This is a genomic window from Xanthobacter aminoxidans (genome assembly GCF_023571765.1).
GTDB classification, from domain to species: domain Bacteria; phylum Pseudomonadota; class Alphaproteobacteria; order Rhizobiales; family Xanthobacteraceae; genus Xanthobacter; species Xanthobacter aminoxidans.
This window is the reverse complement of the sequence record NZ_JAMJXC010000017.1, coordinates 102,498-116,860: the sequence shown is the minus strand read 5'-3', so window position 1 is coordinate 116,860 and position 14,363 is coordinate 102,498. Positions and strand designations below refer to the sequence as shown.

15 protein-coding genes are annotated in these 14,363 nt (G+C 68.2%); 10 read left to right on the top strand and 5 right to left on the bottom strand.

Annotation, left to right across the window (positions count from 1 at the left end; translation table 11 throughout):
- Positions 1 to 191: 191 nt before the first annotated feature.
- Positions 192 to 1,754 (bottom strand): 2-isopropylmalate synthase, encoded by a 1,563-nt coding sequence (locus EJ105_RS21675; RefSeq protein ID WP_250167959.1) that lies wholly within the window; start codon positions 1,752 to 1,754, stop codon positions 192 to 194.
- Between the two features lie 356 nt (positions 1,755 to 2,110).
- On the bottom strand, positions 2,111 to 3,085 hold the full coding sequence (locus tag EJ105_RS21670; RefSeq protein WP_250167958.1) for a polysaccharide deacetylase family protein: 975 nt from the start codon (positions 3,083 to 3,085) through the stop codon (positions 2,111 to 2,113).
- Between the two features lie 215 nt (positions 3,086 to 3,300).
- Here EJ105_RS21670 and pdxY point away from each other — a divergent pair, with 215 nt between their 5' ends.
- The 5 genes from pdxY (at position 3,301) to EJ105_RS21645 (ending at position 7,474) form a co-directional block, all read left to right on the top strand.
- Positions 3,301 to 4,149: a pyridoxal kinase PdxY gene (pdxY, locus tag EJ105_RS21665; RefSeq protein WP_250167957.1), complete on the top strand. Its 849-nt coding sequence runs from the start codon at positions 3,301 to 3,303 to the stop codon at positions 4,147 to 4,149.
- Positions 4,150 to 4,223: 74 nt separating this feature from the next.
- Complete coding sequence (locus EJ105_RS21660; protein WP_029555423.1) at positions 4,224 to 5,129, top strand: PhzF family phenazine biosynthesis protein; 906 nt, start codon at positions 4,224 to 4,226, stop codon at positions 5,127 to 5,129.
- A 180-nt stretch (positions 5,130 to 5,309) separates the two neighbouring features.
- Positions 5,310 to 6,404: an alkene reductase gene (locus tag EJ105_RS21655; RefSeq protein ID WP_250167956.1), complete on the top strand. Its 1,095-nt coding sequence runs from the start codon at positions 5,310 to 5,312 to the stop codon at positions 6,402 to 6,404.
- Positions 6,401 to 7,135, top strand: coding sequence for an NUDIX hydrolase (locus EJ105_RS21650; protein ID WP_250167955.1), 735 nt, complete (start codon positions 6,401 to 6,403; stop codon positions 7,133 to 7,135). Before EJ105_RS21655 ends, EJ105_RS21650 begins: the two co-directional genes overlap by 4 nt.
- 144 nt (positions 7,136 to 7,279) lie before the next feature.
- The gene (locus tag EJ105_RS21645; protein ID WP_250167954.1) at positions 7,280 to 7,474 is read left to right on the top strand and encodes a hypothetical protein; all 195 of its coding nucleotides are present in this window, start codon (positions 7,280 to 7,282) and stop codon (positions 7,472 to 7,474) included.
- A gap of 18 nt (positions 7,475 to 7,492) precedes the next feature.
- On the opposite strand, the gene EJ105_RS21640 is transcribed toward EJ105_RS21645, so the two are convergent.
- The 3 genes from EJ105_RS21640 to EJ105_RS21630 all read right to left on the bottom strand — a co-directional run bounded on the left by EJ105_RS21640 (position 7,493) and on the right by EJ105_RS21630 (position 9,619).
- Complete coding sequence (locus EJ105_RS21640) at positions 7,493 to 8,026, bottom strand: DUF1254 domain-containing protein (protein WP_051679360.1); 534 nt, start codon at positions 8,024 to 8,026, stop codon at positions 7,493 to 7,495.
- A gap of 143 nt (positions 8,027 to 8,169) precedes the next feature.
- Positions 8,170 to 8,742: a DUF1214 domain-containing protein gene (locus EJ105_RS21635; protein WP_250167953.1), complete on the bottom strand. Its 573-nt coding sequence runs from the start codon at positions 8,740 to 8,742 to the stop codon at positions 8,170 to 8,172.
- Positions 8,743 to 8,824: 82 nt separating this feature from the next.
- The gene (locus EJ105_RS21630; protein ID WP_024280524.1) at positions 8,825 to 9,619 is read right to left on the bottom strand and encodes an enoyl-CoA hydratase/isomerase family protein; all 795 of its coding nucleotides are present in this window, start codon (positions 9,617 to 9,619) and stop codon (positions 8,825 to 8,827) included.
- A 268-nt stretch (positions 9,620 to 9,887) separates the two neighbouring features.
- Between EJ105_RS21630 and EJ105_RS21625 the strand changes: the two genes are divergently transcribed.
- The 5 genes from EJ105_RS21625 to EJ105_RS21605 all read left to right on the top strand — a co-directional run bounded on the left by EJ105_RS21625 (position 9,888) and on the right by EJ105_RS21605 (position 14,274).
- On the top strand, positions 9,888 to 10,229 hold the full coding sequence (locus EJ105_RS21625; RefSeq protein WP_250167952.1) for a DUF2849 domain-containing protein: 342 nt from the start codon (positions 9,888 to 9,890) through the stop codon (positions 10,227 to 10,229).
- Positions 10,230 to 10,273: 44 nt separating this feature from the next.
- Positions 10,274 to 11,926, top strand: a complete 1,653-nt coding sequence (locus EJ105_RS21620) for a nitrite/sulfite reductase (RefSeq protein WP_250167951.1) — start codon at positions 10,274 to 10,276, stop codon at positions 11,924 to 11,926.
- Positions 11,913 to 12,425, top strand: coding sequence for a DUF934 domain-containing protein (locus EJ105_RS21615; protein WP_250167950.1), 513 nt, complete (start codon positions 11,913 to 11,915; stop codon positions 12,423 to 12,425). Before EJ105_RS21620 ends, EJ105_RS21615 begins: the two co-directional genes overlap by 14 nt.
- Positions 12,426 to 12,431: 6 nt before the next feature.
- Entirely contained in the window at positions 12,432 to 13,142 is a 711-nt protein-coding gene (locus EJ105_RS21610) for a phosphoadenylyl-sulfate reductase (protein WP_250167949.1), read from the top strand.
- Between the two features lie 115 nt (positions 13,143 to 13,257).
- On the top strand, positions 13,258 to 14,274 hold the full coding sequence (locus EJ105_RS21605) for a sulfate ABC transporter substrate-binding protein (protein WP_250167948.1): 1,017 nt from the start codon (positions 13,258 to 13,260) through the stop codon (positions 14,272 to 14,274).
- Positions 14,275 to 14,363 lie beyond the last annotated feature (89 nt).

The window sequence follows — 14,363 nt, the reverse complement described above, 5'->3', positions numbered from 1 at the left end:
AGCCGCCGCAGGTGCTGCGCGCCCCGGTCCCGCGACGCCGGCCGCCCGGCCGGGCGGCGCAGGTGGTCCCGGTGGGGCCGCGGGGGCTCCCGGCGACGGACCGGGCCGCAACTGATCCCGCAACGAAAAAGGCCGCCCCATGGGGCGGCCTTCTTTGCTTGTGACGGTCGGTAGGCCTCAGCCCATCGCGCTCAGCCGGCAGCGCTCTGGGCGTTCATGCTCTGGCGCTTCATCTGCAGCTTGTTGAGCGCGGTGATGTAGGCCTGCGCGGAGGCCACCAGCGTGTCGGGATTGGCGGCGCGGGCGGTCACCACCTTGCCGTTCTCCTCGAGCCGCACGGACACCTCGGCCTGCGCATCGGTGCCCTCGGTGACGGCATGGACCTGATAGAGGTCGAGCTTGGCCTGATGCGGCACCAAAGCCTTGATGGCATTGAAGGTGGCATCCACCGGGCCATTGCCCTCGGCCTCCTCGGTGATGACGCGGCCGTCCACCTCGACGCGCATGGTGGCGCGCTGCGGGCCGTGGGTGCCGGCGATGACCGACAGGGACAGGAGCTTGATGCGGTCGTGGGAGACCGCGATCTCCTGATCCACCAGCGCCTCGATGTCCTCGTCGTAGACCACCTTCTTGCGGTCTGCGAGGTCCTTGAAGCGGGTGAACGCATCGTTGAGCGCGTTCTCGCCCAGCTCGTAGCCCATGGCCTTGAGCTTGTCGCGGAAGGCGGCCCGGCCGGAATGTTTGCCCATGACCAGTGAGGTCTTGGAGACACCCACGCTCTCGGGCGTCATGATCTCGTAGGTCTGGGTGTGCTTCAGCATTCCATCCTGATGGATGCCGCTCTCATGGGCGAAGGCGTTGCGGCCGACGATGGCCTTGTTGTACTGCACCGGGAAGGATGTCACCGCCGAGACCAGCTTGGACACGCGGGTGAGCATCTTGGAATTGATGCCGGTGCGATAGGGCAATACGTCCGAGCGGGTGTCGATGGCCATCACGATCTCTTCGAGCGCGGCGTTGCCCGCCCGCTCACCGATGCCATTGATCGTGCACTCGATCTGCCGCGCGCCGCCGGCGAGGCCGGCCAGCGAATTGGCGACCGCCATGCCGAGGTCGTTGTGGCAATGGACGGAGAAGATGGCCTTGTCCGAATTGGGCACGCGCTCGCGTACGGTGCGGAAGAGCGCCTCATACTCGGCCGGGGTGGTGTAGCCCACCGTGTCGGGGATGTTGATGGTGGTGGCGCCGGCCTTGATCGCCGCCTCCACGCACCGGCACAGGAAATCGATCTCGGTGCGGGTGCCATCCTCCGACGACCACTCCACGTCCTCCACGTGGTTGCGGGCGCGGGTGACGGAAGCCACCACCATCTCCAGCACCTCGTGCGGCTCCTTCTGGAGCTTGTACTTCATGTGCACGGGCGAGGTGGACAGGAAGGTGTGGATGCGCCCGCGGCGGGCGTGCTTCACCGCCTCGGCGCAGCGGTCGATGTCGTTCAGGGCGGCGCGGGAGAGGCCGGCGATGGTGGCGTTCTTGGTGCGGCGGGCGATCTCCGCCACGCTTTCGAAATCACCGATGGAAGCGATGGGGAAGCCGGCCTCGATCACGTCGACGCCCATCTCGTCCAGCACCTCGGCCACCTCGAGCTTCTCCTCGAAGGTCATGGAGGCGCCGGGGCACTGTTCGCCGTCACGCAGGGTGGTGTCGAAGATGATGACGCGGTCGTTGGCGCCGACGGTGTTGCTGGCAGTCATGGGAGCGGTCCTTCTCGCATCCGGCGCGGCCCGTCTGGGAGCATGTTGTCCGGATCATAAGCCGAAAACAGGCGCCGGGTCTTCAGGCCCGGCGGCGGCGGTTCCCCTGAGTGCCCAGGCGCAAGCCCGGCCGGCCCTCAGGGGCGGCTAAGGAGAAGAAGCGCGCGCAGAATGAGAGCGTTGCCCGGAACCTTGATGGTCCGGGGCTGAGAGGCGGCGGTCTTGGTCGTGCGGGACGACACGGGGCGCTCTGCTCATCGCTCACGAGTACGGGAGGCTGCTCATAGCCGAACGAAGCGGCTGAAGCAAGGGGGCGTGGGATGAGGTGGGATGCCGTCCGCCGGCTCCCCCTTCTCCTACTGCACCGGCAGGATGCGCTTTCCGGTCCGCGCAGCCTCGTCGTAGATGCGGGTGTCGCCCGGCTTCAGGGAATAGCAGGTCTGGGCGATGACCGGCGTGCCGGCGGCGAGCAGCTGGCCCACGGTGGCGAAGCGGTAGCCCTTGGCGCGCAGCGCGGGGATGAGGATCTTCAGTGCCTCGGCGGTGTGCTTGCCGCGACCGTTGGCGTGCATCAGCACGATGGAGCCGGGCTTGATGCCGCGGAGCATGTCGTCGGCCATGCCCTTGGCGCCGATGAAGGCGGGATCGCCGGAATCCACGTCCCACTGGATGGCGAGGTGGCCGGTGTCGTTCACATAGTTCAGCGACTCGGCGCTGCACGAGCCGTAGGGGAAGCGGAACAGGCTGATGGCCTGCGGCTTGGGCAGCATGCAGCCCTTCGCCTCCGCCTGCTTGCGGCCGAGGGCGAGGCCGATATCGGCATCGTCCACCTGCCGGCGCATGGCTTCGCCCGTCTTCACGGTGAGATTGGCGTGGGACCAGGTGTGGTTGCCCATCTCGAAGCCGGGATCGGCCGTGAGCTGGCCGCCGCGCTCGGGATGGCTCACCATCCACTTCCCGCCGGCGAAGAAGGTGGCGGCGATGCCCTCGCTGCGCAGGTAATCCACGAGGGCGCCATCATAACCCGAGGTCTCGCTGGAGGCCTCGCAAAGGTCGAAGGTGAGGGCCACCATCTTCGCCCCCGGCGGCAGGTCCACCCGGCGGATGGAGCCGCGCAGCGCGGCCGGCACCGGCGCCGAGGCCGGCACCGAGATGTCAGGCAGTTGGCCCGGCCCGCCCGTGTGCGGCCGCACGATCTCCTCCCCCGGCTTCGCCGCCAGCGCCTGGGGCGGATAGCAGGCCGGGCCGCCTGCTGCGTGCGCAGGCGCGGCAAGGCCGCCGAGCATCAGCGCGGCAAGAAGGGAACGGAGCGGCAGTCGGGTCGAGGGCAAGGCGTCACCGGGACAATGCGCCGCCATCGGGCGGCGGCGCTCCGGCTTAGTCTCCTGCGCGGCGCATTTCCAGTGGTCGAACGGTGCGTCTCCGGTCACTTGCTGTTGCGCGGGGAAACATCAGCGGGGCCGTGGGGCCGCATCAACAGATTCCATTTGTCGGCGGAGGCTGCATCGGGTTAACCGGCTGTTCAGCGCCCCCCGGAAATCGCCCCATGAACATCCTCTCCATCCAGTCGCACGTCGCCTACGGCCATGTGGGCAACGCTTCCGCCGTGTTCCCGCTGCAGCGGCTGGGCGTGGAGGTTTGGCCCATCAACACCGTGCAGTTCTCCAACCACACCGGCTATGGCGCGTGGCGGGGGCAGGTGTTCGAGGCGTCCGTGATCGGCGATCTGGTGGAGGGCATCGCCGAGCGCGGGGTGCTGTCGCGCTGCGACGGCGTGCTCTCCGGCTACATGGGCTCGGCCGATATCGGCGCCGCCATCCTCGATGCGGTGGGGCGGGTTCGGACCGCTAACCGCAACGCCGCCTATTGCTGCGATCCCGTGATCGGCGATGTGGGCCGCGGCATCTTCGTGCGGCAGGGCATCCCGGAATTCATGCGCGAGCAGGCGGTGCCCGCGGCGGATGTCATCACCCCCAACCAGTTCGAGCTGGAGCTCCTCACCCGCCGCACCTGCACGACACTCCCGGAGGCCATCGCCGCCTGCGACGCCCTGCACGCGCTGGGGCCGAAGGTGATCCTCGTCACCAGCCTGCATGTCAGCGAAACGCCGTCCGATTCGATCGATCTTCTCGCCTCCGGACCGGATGGGCGGTTCCTGGTGAGGACGCCGCGCCTCGCCGTGTCGCTCAATGGCGCGGGCGATGCCATCGCCGCCTTGTTCTTCTTCCACGTGCTGCGCACGAGCTCCACCGCGCAGGCGGTTTCCCTTGCCGCATCCTCCATTTACGGGGTGCTGACCCGAACCGAAAAAGCACAGTCTCGGGAATTGCTGCTGGTGGAAGCGCAAGACGAGTTCGTGACCCCCTCGCGGCTCTTCCCGGCCTCTGCGATCTGAGGCTAAATTGTGGCAAGCAGAGGTAAGAGGCCGGCGTGGGGGCGCGGGTGCTCTTGTAGCGTTCGAGAGCTGAGATGCCGCGCCGGTACGTGACCTTGGACGTATTCACCACCCGCCCCTTCGGCGGAAACCCGCTCGCCGTGGTGCTGGATGCCCAGGGGCTCGACGACGCGGCCATGCAGCAGATCGCGCGGGAGTTCAACGTCTCCGAGACGGTGTTCGTGCTGCCGCCGAAGAACAAGGCGAACCGCGCCCGCATCCGCATCTTCACCGTCGCCCATGAGATGCCGTTCGCCGGCCATCCCACCGTCGGCGCGGCCGTGCTCCTCGCGCTGGAGGACAAGCTCGCCACGGGCACCCTGCGCATCGAGGAGACCATCGGCACCATCACCTGCGAGGTGGCCGCGCAGGGCGCCACGCCGGCCGGCGCGCGCAAGGGCTCGGCCGTGTTCACCGCGCCGCGCAAGGGCGAGATCGAGGAGGTGAACATCTCCCGCGCCGCCTGCGCCGAGGCGCTGAGCCTCGACGAGAGCGACATCGGCTTCGACGCCCACCGGCCCATCGTCGCCAATGCCGGCGTGCCCTTCCTGTTCGTGCCCTTGGCCGACCTCACGGCGCTCGCCCGCGCGCGGCCGGACGAGGCGGCCTTCATCGCCTCCCTCGGCGGCTTCGGCGAGGCGCTTTACCTCTACACGCTGGACGAGGAAGGCGACGCGGACTTCCGCGCCCGCATGTTTTCCCCCGGCCTCGGCACGGAGGAGGATCCGGCCACCGGCTCCGCCGCCGCCGCCTTCCCCTGGGTGCTGCTCGACGCAGAGAATAGGGTGGACGGCCACCACAAGGTGCGCATCGACCAGGGCTTCGAGATGGGCCGGCCGAGCCGGGTCGATCTCGGCTTCACCGTGAAGGGCGGGCAGGTCACCGGCGCCACCATCGGCGGCGGTGCGGTGGTGATCGCCGAGGGCGTGCTGCATATCTGAAAGACGCCAATGGGTAAGGTGCCATACTTGAGCGCGGCCAATAGGTGGCATTGAAACAACTCACGCTCGTGGGCCCGATTTGAGCCTGCTTTCGCGTGCGGCCGGGCTTGGCAGTGGCTTGATCGCGCCTATGTCTGCCGCATCGCAGCACTCCCGGCCCCACGCCAGAGGACACCCTTCATGAGCGCGACGTCCCTGTTCGAACCCTTCCGCCTCGGCAACCTGACGCTGCCGAACCGCATCGTCATGGCCCCCCTCACGCGCAACCGCGCCGCCGCCGGCTTCGTGCCCAGCGAACTTGCGCCGCAATATTACGCCCTGCGCGCCGATGCCGGCCTGCTCATCACCGAGGCCTCGCAGATCTCCCAGCAAGGCCAGGGCTATCAGGACACGCCCGGCATCTATTCCGATGCCCAGGTCGAGGGCTGGAAGAAGGTAACGGACGCCGTGCACGCCAAGGGCGGGCGCATCTTCATCCAGCTCTGGCATGTGGGCCGCGTCTCCCACACCTCGCTGCAGCCCAACGGCGGCGCGCCGGTGGCGCCTTCCGCCCTCACCGCGGCCTCCAAGACCTTCGTGAACAACGGCTTCGCCGAGACCTCCGCCCCGCGCGCGCTGGAGCTGTCCGAGATCCCCGGCATCGTCGCGGATTATCGTCGCGCCGCCGCCAACGCCATCAAGGCCGGCTTTGACGGCGTTGAGGTGCACGGCGCCAACGGCTACCTCATCGACCAGTTCCTGAAGGACGGTTCGAACCAGCGCACGGACGCCTATGGCGGCTCCATCGAGAACCGCGCGCGCTTCCTGCTGGAGGTGATGGACGCGGTGATCGCCGAGATCGGCGCCGCCCGCACGGGCCTGCGCCTCTCGCCGGTCTCGCCGGCCAACGGCATCTCGGAGAGCAACCCGCAGGCGCTCTTCAACCACGTGATCGACGAGCTGGAAAAGCGCCACCCAGTCTATATCCATGTGGTCGAGGGCGCCACCGGCGGCCCGCGCGACGTGGCGCCGGACTTCTCGTTCGAGGAGCTGCGCAAGCGCTACAGCGGCGCCTGGATGGTGAACAACGGCTACAACCTGGCCCTCGCCAATGCCGTGCTGGCGCAGGGCAAGGCCGACCTCGTGGCCTTCGGCAAGCCGTTCATCTCCAATCCCGACCTGGTGGAGCGCCTGCGCCGCGATGCGCCGCTGAACGAACTGGACCAGAACACGCTCTATGGCGGCGGCGCCAAGGGCTATGTGGACTACCCGACCCTGAAGGACGCCGCCGCGTGAGCGGCGGCTGGGGTCAGGACTGGACCGTGGACCGGCGCATCGCGCCGGTCCATCGGCTTGATCTTGCCTTCGAGCCCGGCGGCTGGACCGAGATGGCCCCCCGCCGCGCCGAGATCGACGCGCATTTCGCCCGCCGGGCGACCGACAATCCGCATCTGTGGAACGGGCCGATCCTGCTCCTCGCCCGCCACGGCTTCGCGGACGGCGTGCTCTCCGGCGCCTTCCGCCAGACGGATTTTGCCGCCTTCACCTTCTGGCGCGACGAGGGCTGGAAGGATGAGGGCATGGTCAATGCCTTCGCCCTCGCCGCCATCGAAGGCTCGGACGGCGGCTTCGTGCTCGGCGTCATGGGGCCGCATACGGCCTCGGCCGGCCGCATCTACTTTCCCGGCGGGACACCCGACCCCTCCGACATCACGGCTGACAACCGCGTGGACCTCCACGCCTCCATGCTGCGCGAGCTGACCGAGGAGACCGGGCTCCGGCCCGCCGACATCCTGCGCGACGAGGGCTTCACCGGCCTGTTCGACGGGCCGCGCGTCGCGCTCATGGGCCGCCTCGTGTTCGACGCGCCGGCCGAAGACCTCGCCGCCCGCATCCGCGCCTTCCTCGCCTCCGAGACGCACCCGGAGCTGGCCGATGTTGCGGTGGTGCGGGGCGAAGCCGACCTCACGCCCGCCATGGCCCCCTTCGCGGTGGACTACATGCGCTGGCGCTGGGCGGGAAACTGAGAGCGCGGCAGCGCCGGTGGGCGCCCTCGCGGGAGGCCTGTCCGCCCGCGCCATTAACGTCCGGTTCACCAAACGTTAAGCTTCACGCAACCATAAGGACCACAGTGACGTTGTGATCACGGCTCTCGATGGAGGATCAGGGGCATGAACACGGTCATTGCGTTTCCCGATACGGCCCGCCAGCCGGCGCGGCGCGGATCGTCCCGTGCGGATCGCGGCGGAAGCCGGCCGGAGGGGGCGGAGATCGTCATCCTGCCGGTGGTGCGGATCGAGCGCCACGTCTCGGCCCTGCCCGGTCCGACACCCGAGCCCGTCTTCCGGCCGCGCCGCAGTCACTGACGTCAGGCGAACGCGCGATCAGTTCGAGGGCGTGCAGGTCGCCGCCTCGAGTTGCCGGCGCACGAGTTCCCGCATCCCGCGCTCGCGCACGAAGGCGCGCACCGCCACGATGCCTTCCCGCGAGGGAGATTCGATCACCAGCCGGTCGGCGGCGGTGATTTCCTCGTCTTCTGGCAGAGCCGCCTTCTGCTTGCTGGTCATCAGATCCAGCTCGATCACCTTGCCCGCCGCCTGGTCGCTCAGCGCGTAGAAGGCGAGCGCTTCCGAGGTGTAGAAGGAGACGGAGGTGTAGTCGGCGGTGGCCGGCACGCGCACCTTCAGCGGCGCCCCCGACAGATCATAGAGGCAGATGGCCGAGATGAAGGCCGGGTCCGTCATGGGCAGCGTCTGCTCCTGCGGGGTCGGATCCGGCAGCAAGGTCAGGACATTGGAATCCATCAGCTCCGAGAGCCGCGCATAGGCATTGCGCTCGGCCAACGCCGGCATGGCGAGAATGGACACGATGTGGGCGATGGCGCCCAGCACCACCGAAAAGGCGATGAACAGCAGCAATTGCCCCGGCGTGCCGAGGCGCGGCCGCACGAAGCGGGGTCGCGCGACGTGGGGACGCGGCAGCCGCGAGAAGAACCGGCCCAAAAGCCGCCCGCCGCGCGCCGCGACCTCGGATGCCTCCCCGCGCAGATCGTCGAGGGTGGTCACAGGCAGGCCTCCCGCGTGATGCGGGGCAGCACGGCGGCATCCGCACCCGAGGTGAAGGAGAAGGGCGCGTCATAAAGCCGGAGCGCCACCTTCAGCCGCGGCCGGGCGCCGGTGGGGAGCCAGTTTCCGGTGCGCGCGCGGGGCGAAAGGCGCACGTCGATGGCGCCATTGTCGCGATAGACCACCTCGGCGCTGGTGAAGCCGAAGCGTCCGGCGTCGTTGGGGATCAGGTTGCCGTCCTGGTCGGTGACGGTCAGCGTCCACAGCCGCGCCTGCGGCAGCACGCCGACGATGCGCGTCTCGCAACGTCCGTCCAGCGGCTTTCCGGCATCGTCGGTAGTGGCGAGGAAGACAAGGCCGTCGGCCAGCTCCAGCGGCAATTCTCCCGAACGCGCGACGAAGGCACGGGCATAGGGGTCGGCCTTTGCGGTGCCGGACCGCGGCCAGCCTTCCCAGGCGCCCACGCGCACGCTGTCGAGCCCCCGCGAGTGGGTCACGGAAAACCACGTGACGCCCAACCCGAGGATGGTGGCGATGAGAAGCGTGAAGGCGAGCGGCAGTAGGCGCACGGGAGGTCCGAAGCTATCCGCCTCTATCTAGCCCACAAAGCCGGCGCGGGCAAAAGCCGGCGCCGGGATGGTCCGCGTGGGCTCATTTGCCCTCGAAGCGCGGTGGCGTCTTCTGCACGAAGGCTTTCACGCCGGCGGCGAAATCCTCGGTGCGGGCGCTGGCGATGAAGGCGTCGCGCTCGGCATTGAGCTGCTCGGAGAGGCTGTGGCCGAAAGAGGAGCGCAGAAGGTGCTTGATGCGGCCATAGGCCAGCGTCGGCCCCTCCACGAGGCGCTTCGCCAGCTTGTCCGTCTCCGCCGCGAGTTCGGCCGCGGGCACCACCTTGTTCACGAGCCCGAGCCGCAGCGCCTCCTCCGCCTCCACGGTATCGGAGAGAAGCGCGATCTCCATGGCCTTGCGCAGCCCCACCACGCGCGGCAGCGAGAAGGTGGAGGAGCCGTCCGGCGAGGTGCCGATGCGGGTGTAGGCGAGAGTCATCTTCATGTCGTCGGCGGCGATGGCGAGGTCCGCCGCCAGCGCCACCGAGACGCCCGCCCCCGCCACCGCGCCGTGCAGGCTGGCGATAACCGGCGCCGGCATGGCGGCCAATGCCAGGATGGCGTGGTGAAATGGATCGATAATGGCGCTCACCACCTTGGGCGCATCCGGCCCCGCCGCGTGGAACCGCGCCACATCGCCACCGGCGAGGAAGGCCCGCCCCTCCCCCGAGAGCACCACGACGCGCACGGTCTCGTCCCGACTCACCTTGTCCACGGCCGCCGCGAGGGCCAGCACCGAGGCCTCATCCAGCGCATTCAACACGTGCGGACGGTTGAACCGGATGCGGGCGATCCCGTCCGCGATGTCGAGGCGGACAGGGCTGTTCTCGGGGGTCATGGGCGTTCCTCGCGCGATTCTTGAGCGGCCGCGGGGGACGCGAGCCGTGCCGCCAAGCTGCCAAAGGTCTCAACGCGCAGCAAGCCAGGCCGGCGCCCCGGAACGGAGCACCTTTTAAGTCTACTAATTCAGTCGAATTTACAATGTCGTGTGTGGGTTATTTCCCTATTGCGCATCAAAACGCGGTAATTTAGATTAAGACATAAGTTTTCTGGATAATTAGCGCTCTCCCGCTGTGAGTTGGGAATATGGGCGCACGGAGATCGCCATGACCTCGCCTTTGCAGCGCAAGCTGAAGATCGCCGGCCCCACCGTCGTCACCGCCAACCGGCTCGCCGATGGCGCAGTCGTATGGCTGAGCGCCACGGGCGGCTGGACCGACCGCATCGGAACTGCGGCCGTGGGCGCCACCAGCGATGAAGTGCTGCGCCTGCTCGACATCGCCCATGGCGACGAGAACACAGCCGTGGGCGCCTACCCGGCCCCGGTCCGCATCGGTGCGGACGGCACGATCGAGCCGGCGAACCTGCGCGAGCGCATCCGCGCGGGCGGCCCCACCGTGGCGCTGCCCACCGGTGTCCTCCCGGCGGCGGCCGCCAAAGCCGCCTGACGCCCGTTCCCCGCGCCCGCCGATATCGAGCCCCGAGCCCCATCATGTATGTCTATGACGAGTTCGATCGCGCCTTTCTTCAGGAGCGCGTCGCCGAGTTCCGCGATCAGGTGGAACGCCGCCTCGCGGGCGAGCTGAACGAGGAGGAGTTCAAGCCGCTCCGTCTCATGAACGGCGTCTATCTCCAGCTCCACGCCTACATGCTCCGGGTGTGCATTCCCTACGGCACCCTCTCCGCGCGCCAGTTGCGCGCCATGGCGGCGGTGGCACGCAAGTACGACCGGGGCTACGGCCATTTCACCACGCGGCAAAACATCCAGTTCAACTGGATCAAGCTCGCCGAGCTGCCGGATGCCATGGCCGACCTCGCCGAGGTGGGCATCCACGGCATCCAGACCTCCGGCAACTGCATCCGCAACACCACCACCGACCCGTGGGCCGGTGCCGCCGCCGACGAGGTGGAGGACCCGCGCCTCTATGCCGAGGTGATCCGCCAGTGGTCCACGCTGCACCCGGAATTCACCTACCTGCCGCGCAAGTTCAAGATCGCCATCACCGCCGCCAAGCACGACCGTGCCGCGATCCGCGTGCATGACGTGGGCCTGCGCCTCTACAAGCGCGACGGCAAGACCGGCTTCGAGGTGAGCGTGGGCGGTGGGCTCGGCCGTTCGCCCTATATCGGCAAGACCATCCGCGACTTCCTGCCCGAGGAGGATCTGCTCTCCTATCTGGAGGCGATCCTGCGCACCTACAATCTCGGCGGCCGGCGCGACAACATCTACAAGGCGCGCATCAAGATCCAGGTGCACGAGATGGGCGCCGAGGCCTTCGCGCAGAAGGTCGAGGCCGAATGGGCCGAGATCCGCGACGGCGCGCTGAAGCTGGATAAGGCGGCGCTCGACGCCATCCGCGACCGCTTCCTCAATCCGGCGCTGGAAGAACTGGAAGACGCCCCCGCCGTGCTCGCCGCGGCACTGGCGGACCCGGACTTCGCCCGCTGGCACGCCAATTCCGTCGCGCCGCACAAGGCGAAGGGCCATGCCATCGTCACCCTGTCGCTGAAGCCCGTGGGCGCCCCGCCCGGCGACGCGACGGCGGACCAGATGGACGCCATCGCCGACCTCGCGGACCAGTACGCCTATGGCGAGATCCGCGTCGCCCACGAGCAGAACCTCACCCTCCCCTATGTGCGCCAGAAGGATCTTCCGGCCCTGTGGGCGAAGCTGAAGGCCATCGGCGTCGCTACCCCCAATGTCGGGCTCATCTCCGACATCATCGCCTGCCCCGGCCTCGATTACTGCTCGCTGGCCAACGCCCGCTCGATTCCCGTCGCGCAGAAGCTCACCGAGCGGTTCGCCGACGACGCCCGCATCGCCGACATCGGCCGGCTGCACCTCAACATTTCCGGCTGCATCAATGCCTGCGGGCACCACCATGTGGGCCACATCGGCATCCTCGGGGTGGAGAAGAAGGACGAGGAGTTCTTCCAGATCACCCTCGGCGGCAAGGGCAATTCCAAGGCCCGTATCGGCGAGCTGATCGGCCCCGCCGTGTCCGAGGGCGAGGTGGTGGACGTGGTGGAGCGGCTCGTCGAAACCTATCTCGACCTGCGCACCTCGCCAGCCGAAACCTTCATCGCCGCGGTCCAGCGGCTCGGCACCGACCCCTTCAAGGAGCGCGCCTATGCCCCTCGTTAAGAACGGCGCGCCCGCCGAGGATCTCTTCACCACCGTCGCCGACGACGCCGCGCTGCCGGATGGTCCGGTGCTGGTCTCCGCCGAGCGCTTCCTGAAGGAGGCAGACACCCTCGTCGCGCGCAACGGCGAGATCGGCGTGCTGTGGCCAAACGCCCGGGACGTGGCGGAGCTGAAGCCCTACCTCTCCCGCCTCTCCGTGGTGGCGCTGACCTTCCCCAAGTTCCGCGACGGCCGCGCCTACAGCCAGGCGCGGCTGCTGCGCGAGCGCTACGGCTTCAAGGGCGAGCTGCGGGCGGTGGGCAACGTGCTGCGTGACCAGGCGCTGATGATGGCGCGCGCCGGCTTCGATGCCTTCGCCTTCGAGAAGGCGGCGGATGCCGAGGCCTTCAACACGGCGCTCGCCACCTATTCCCATTTCTACCAGCCGACCGGCGACGGGCGGGCCACGGCCCGGGACGTGCGGGTCGCGCATGCGGGCGTTGCGCCCGTGGAGGGATGACCCGAGATGAACGCCCTTGAGCGGGCCGCTCCCCGCCTCGACATCGACGCGCTGAATGCGCGGCTGGAAAACGCCTCCCCGCTGGACGTCATTGCCGCCGGGCTCGCCGCCTTTCCCGGCCGCATCGCCGCCGTGTCCTCCTTCGGCACCGAATCGGCCGTGCTGCTGCACATGATCGCGCAGGTGGATCAGGCGACGCCGATCCTCTTCCTCGATACCGGCCACCTGTTCGAGGAAACGCTGGCCTATCGCGACACGCTGGCCGGCCATCTCGGCCTCACCAACGTGCAGACCTTCTCGCCCGATGCGGCAGCGCTCGCCGCACGTGATCCGGAGCGGGGCCTGTGGTCCGATAATGCGGACGCCTGCTGCGCCCTGCGCAAGGTGGAGCCGCTGGCCCGCGCGCTCGCGCCCTATGGCGCGTGGTTCAATGGCCGCAAGCGTTACCAGGCCGCCACCCGCACGGCGATCGGCCTGGTGGAGCAGGACGGGGAGCGGGTGAAGTTCAATCCCCTCGCCGCCATGGGCCGGGAGGAACTCGTCGGCTACATGGACGCCCACGGCCTGCCGCGGCACCCCCTGGAAAAGCACGGCTTCGCCTCCATCGGCTGCATGCCATGCACCTCCCGCGTCCAGCCGGGCGAGGACCCGCGCGCCGGCCGCTGGCGGGGCAAGGCCAAGACCGAATGCGGTATCCATTTTGGCGAAGGGATTTGAATTTAATTCCATAGAATTTATGATATATGGGTTGACCGGTCGTCGGGCGGGTGCAATTGTTCTTTCTACAGAACGATTGATCTGATTGACGAACGAACTCGCCGGAGGTCTTCCCATGTCGTCTCGCCGCACGTTCCTGCGCGCCGGCCTTGCCGCCGCCACCGCGCTCGCGCTTTCGGCCGGCGCCGTCGCCGCAGCCGACATCACGCTGCTGAACGTCTCCTACGACCCCACCCGCGAGCTGTATGTGGACGTGAACAAGGCGTTCGCGGCCGAGTGGGCGAAATCGCACCCCACAGACACGGTGAAGATCAACCAGTCGCACGGCGGCTCCGGCAAGCAGGCGCGCTCCGTCATCGATGGCCTCGAGGCCGACGTGGTGACGCTGGCCCTCGCCTACGACATCGACGCCATTGCCGAGAGGGGCTACCTCGCCAAGGACTGGCAGAAGCGCCTCCCGGATAACGCCTCGCCCTATACCTCCACCATCGTCTTTCTCGTCCGCAAGGGGAATCCCAAGGGCATCAAGGACTGGGACGATCTCGTGAAGCCAGGCATCAAGGTGGTCACGCCCAATCCGAAGACCTCCGGCGGCGCCCGCTGGAACTATCTCGGCGCCTGGGGCTACGCGCTGAAGAAGAACGGCGGCGACGAGGCCAAGGCCAAGGACTTCGTGAAGGCTCTGTTCAAGAACGCGCCCGTGCTCGACACCGGCGCCCGCGGCGCCACCGTCACCTTCGTCGAGCGCAACATCGGCGACGTGCTCATCGCCTGGGAGAACGAGGCCTATCTCTCGGTGAACGAGCTCGGCCCCGACAAGTTCGACATCATCACCCCCTCCGTCTCCATCCTCGCCGAGCCGCCCGTGGCGGTGGTGGACAAGGTGGTGGACAAGAAGGGCACCCGCGCCATCTCGGAAGCCTACCTGAAGTTCCTATACACGCCGGCCGGCCAGGAGATCGCGGCGAAGAACTATTACCGTCCCCGCGACGAGCAGGTGGCGGCCAAGTACAAGGACAAGTTCGCCAAGGTGGACCTCTTCACCATCGATCAGGTGTTCGGCGGCTGGCAGAAGGCGCAGAAGACCCACTTCTCCGACGGCGGCGTGTTCGACCAGATCACCGGCAACTGATCCGCCCCTCAATCCACCCTGCGGCCGCCGCCCTCGGGAGCCTTCCTGACGGCGGTGGCCGCGGCCTTTAGAGCGAGCGACGCAGAAGC

Bases quoted from the DNA above. Each gene is read 5' to 3' on its own strand.
- EJ105_RS21675 (WP_250167959.1), bottom strand. From the start codon at position 1,754: ATGACTGCCAGCAACACCGTCGGCGCCAACGACCGCGTCATCATCTTC.
- pdxY (WP_250167957.1), top strand. From the start codon at position 3,301: ATGAACATCCTCTCCATCCAGTCGCACGTCGCCTACGGCCATGTGGGC.
- EJ105_RS21660 (WP_029555423.1), top strand. From the start codon at position 4,224: ATGCCGCGCCGGTACGTGACCTTGGACGTATTCACCACCCGCCCCTTC.
- EJ105_RS21655 (WP_250167956.1), top strand. From the start codon at position 5,310: ATGAGCGCGACGTCCCTGTTCGAACCCTTCCGCCTCGGCAACCTGACG.
- EJ105_RS21645 (WP_250167954.1), top strand. From the start codon at position 7,280: ATGAACACGGTCATTGCGTTTCCCGATACGGCCCGCCAGCCGGCGCGG.
- EJ105_RS21630 (WP_024280524.1), bottom strand. From the start codon at position 9,619: ATGACCCCCGAGAACAGCCCTGTCCGCCTCGACATCGCGGACGGGATC.
- EJ105_RS21625 (WP_250167952.1), top strand. From the start codon at position 9,888: ATGACCTCGCCTTTGCAGCGCAAGCTGAAGATCGCCGGCCCCACCGTC.
- EJ105_RS21620 (WP_250167951.1), top strand. From the start codon at position 10,274: ATGTATGTCTATGACGAGTTCGATCGCGCCTTTCTTCAGGAGCGCGTC.
- EJ105_RS21615 (WP_250167950.1), top strand. From the start codon at position 11,913: ATGCCCCTCGTTAAGAACGGCGCGCCCGCCGAGGATCTCTTCACCACC.
- EJ105_RS21610 (WP_250167949.1), top strand. From the start codon at position 12,432: ATGAACGCCCTTGAGCGGGCCGCTCCCCGCCTCGACATCGACGCGCTG.
- EJ105_RS21605 (WP_250167948.1), top strand. From the start codon at position 13,258: ATGTCGTCTCGCCGCACGTTCCTGCGCGCCGGCCTTGCCGCCGCCACC.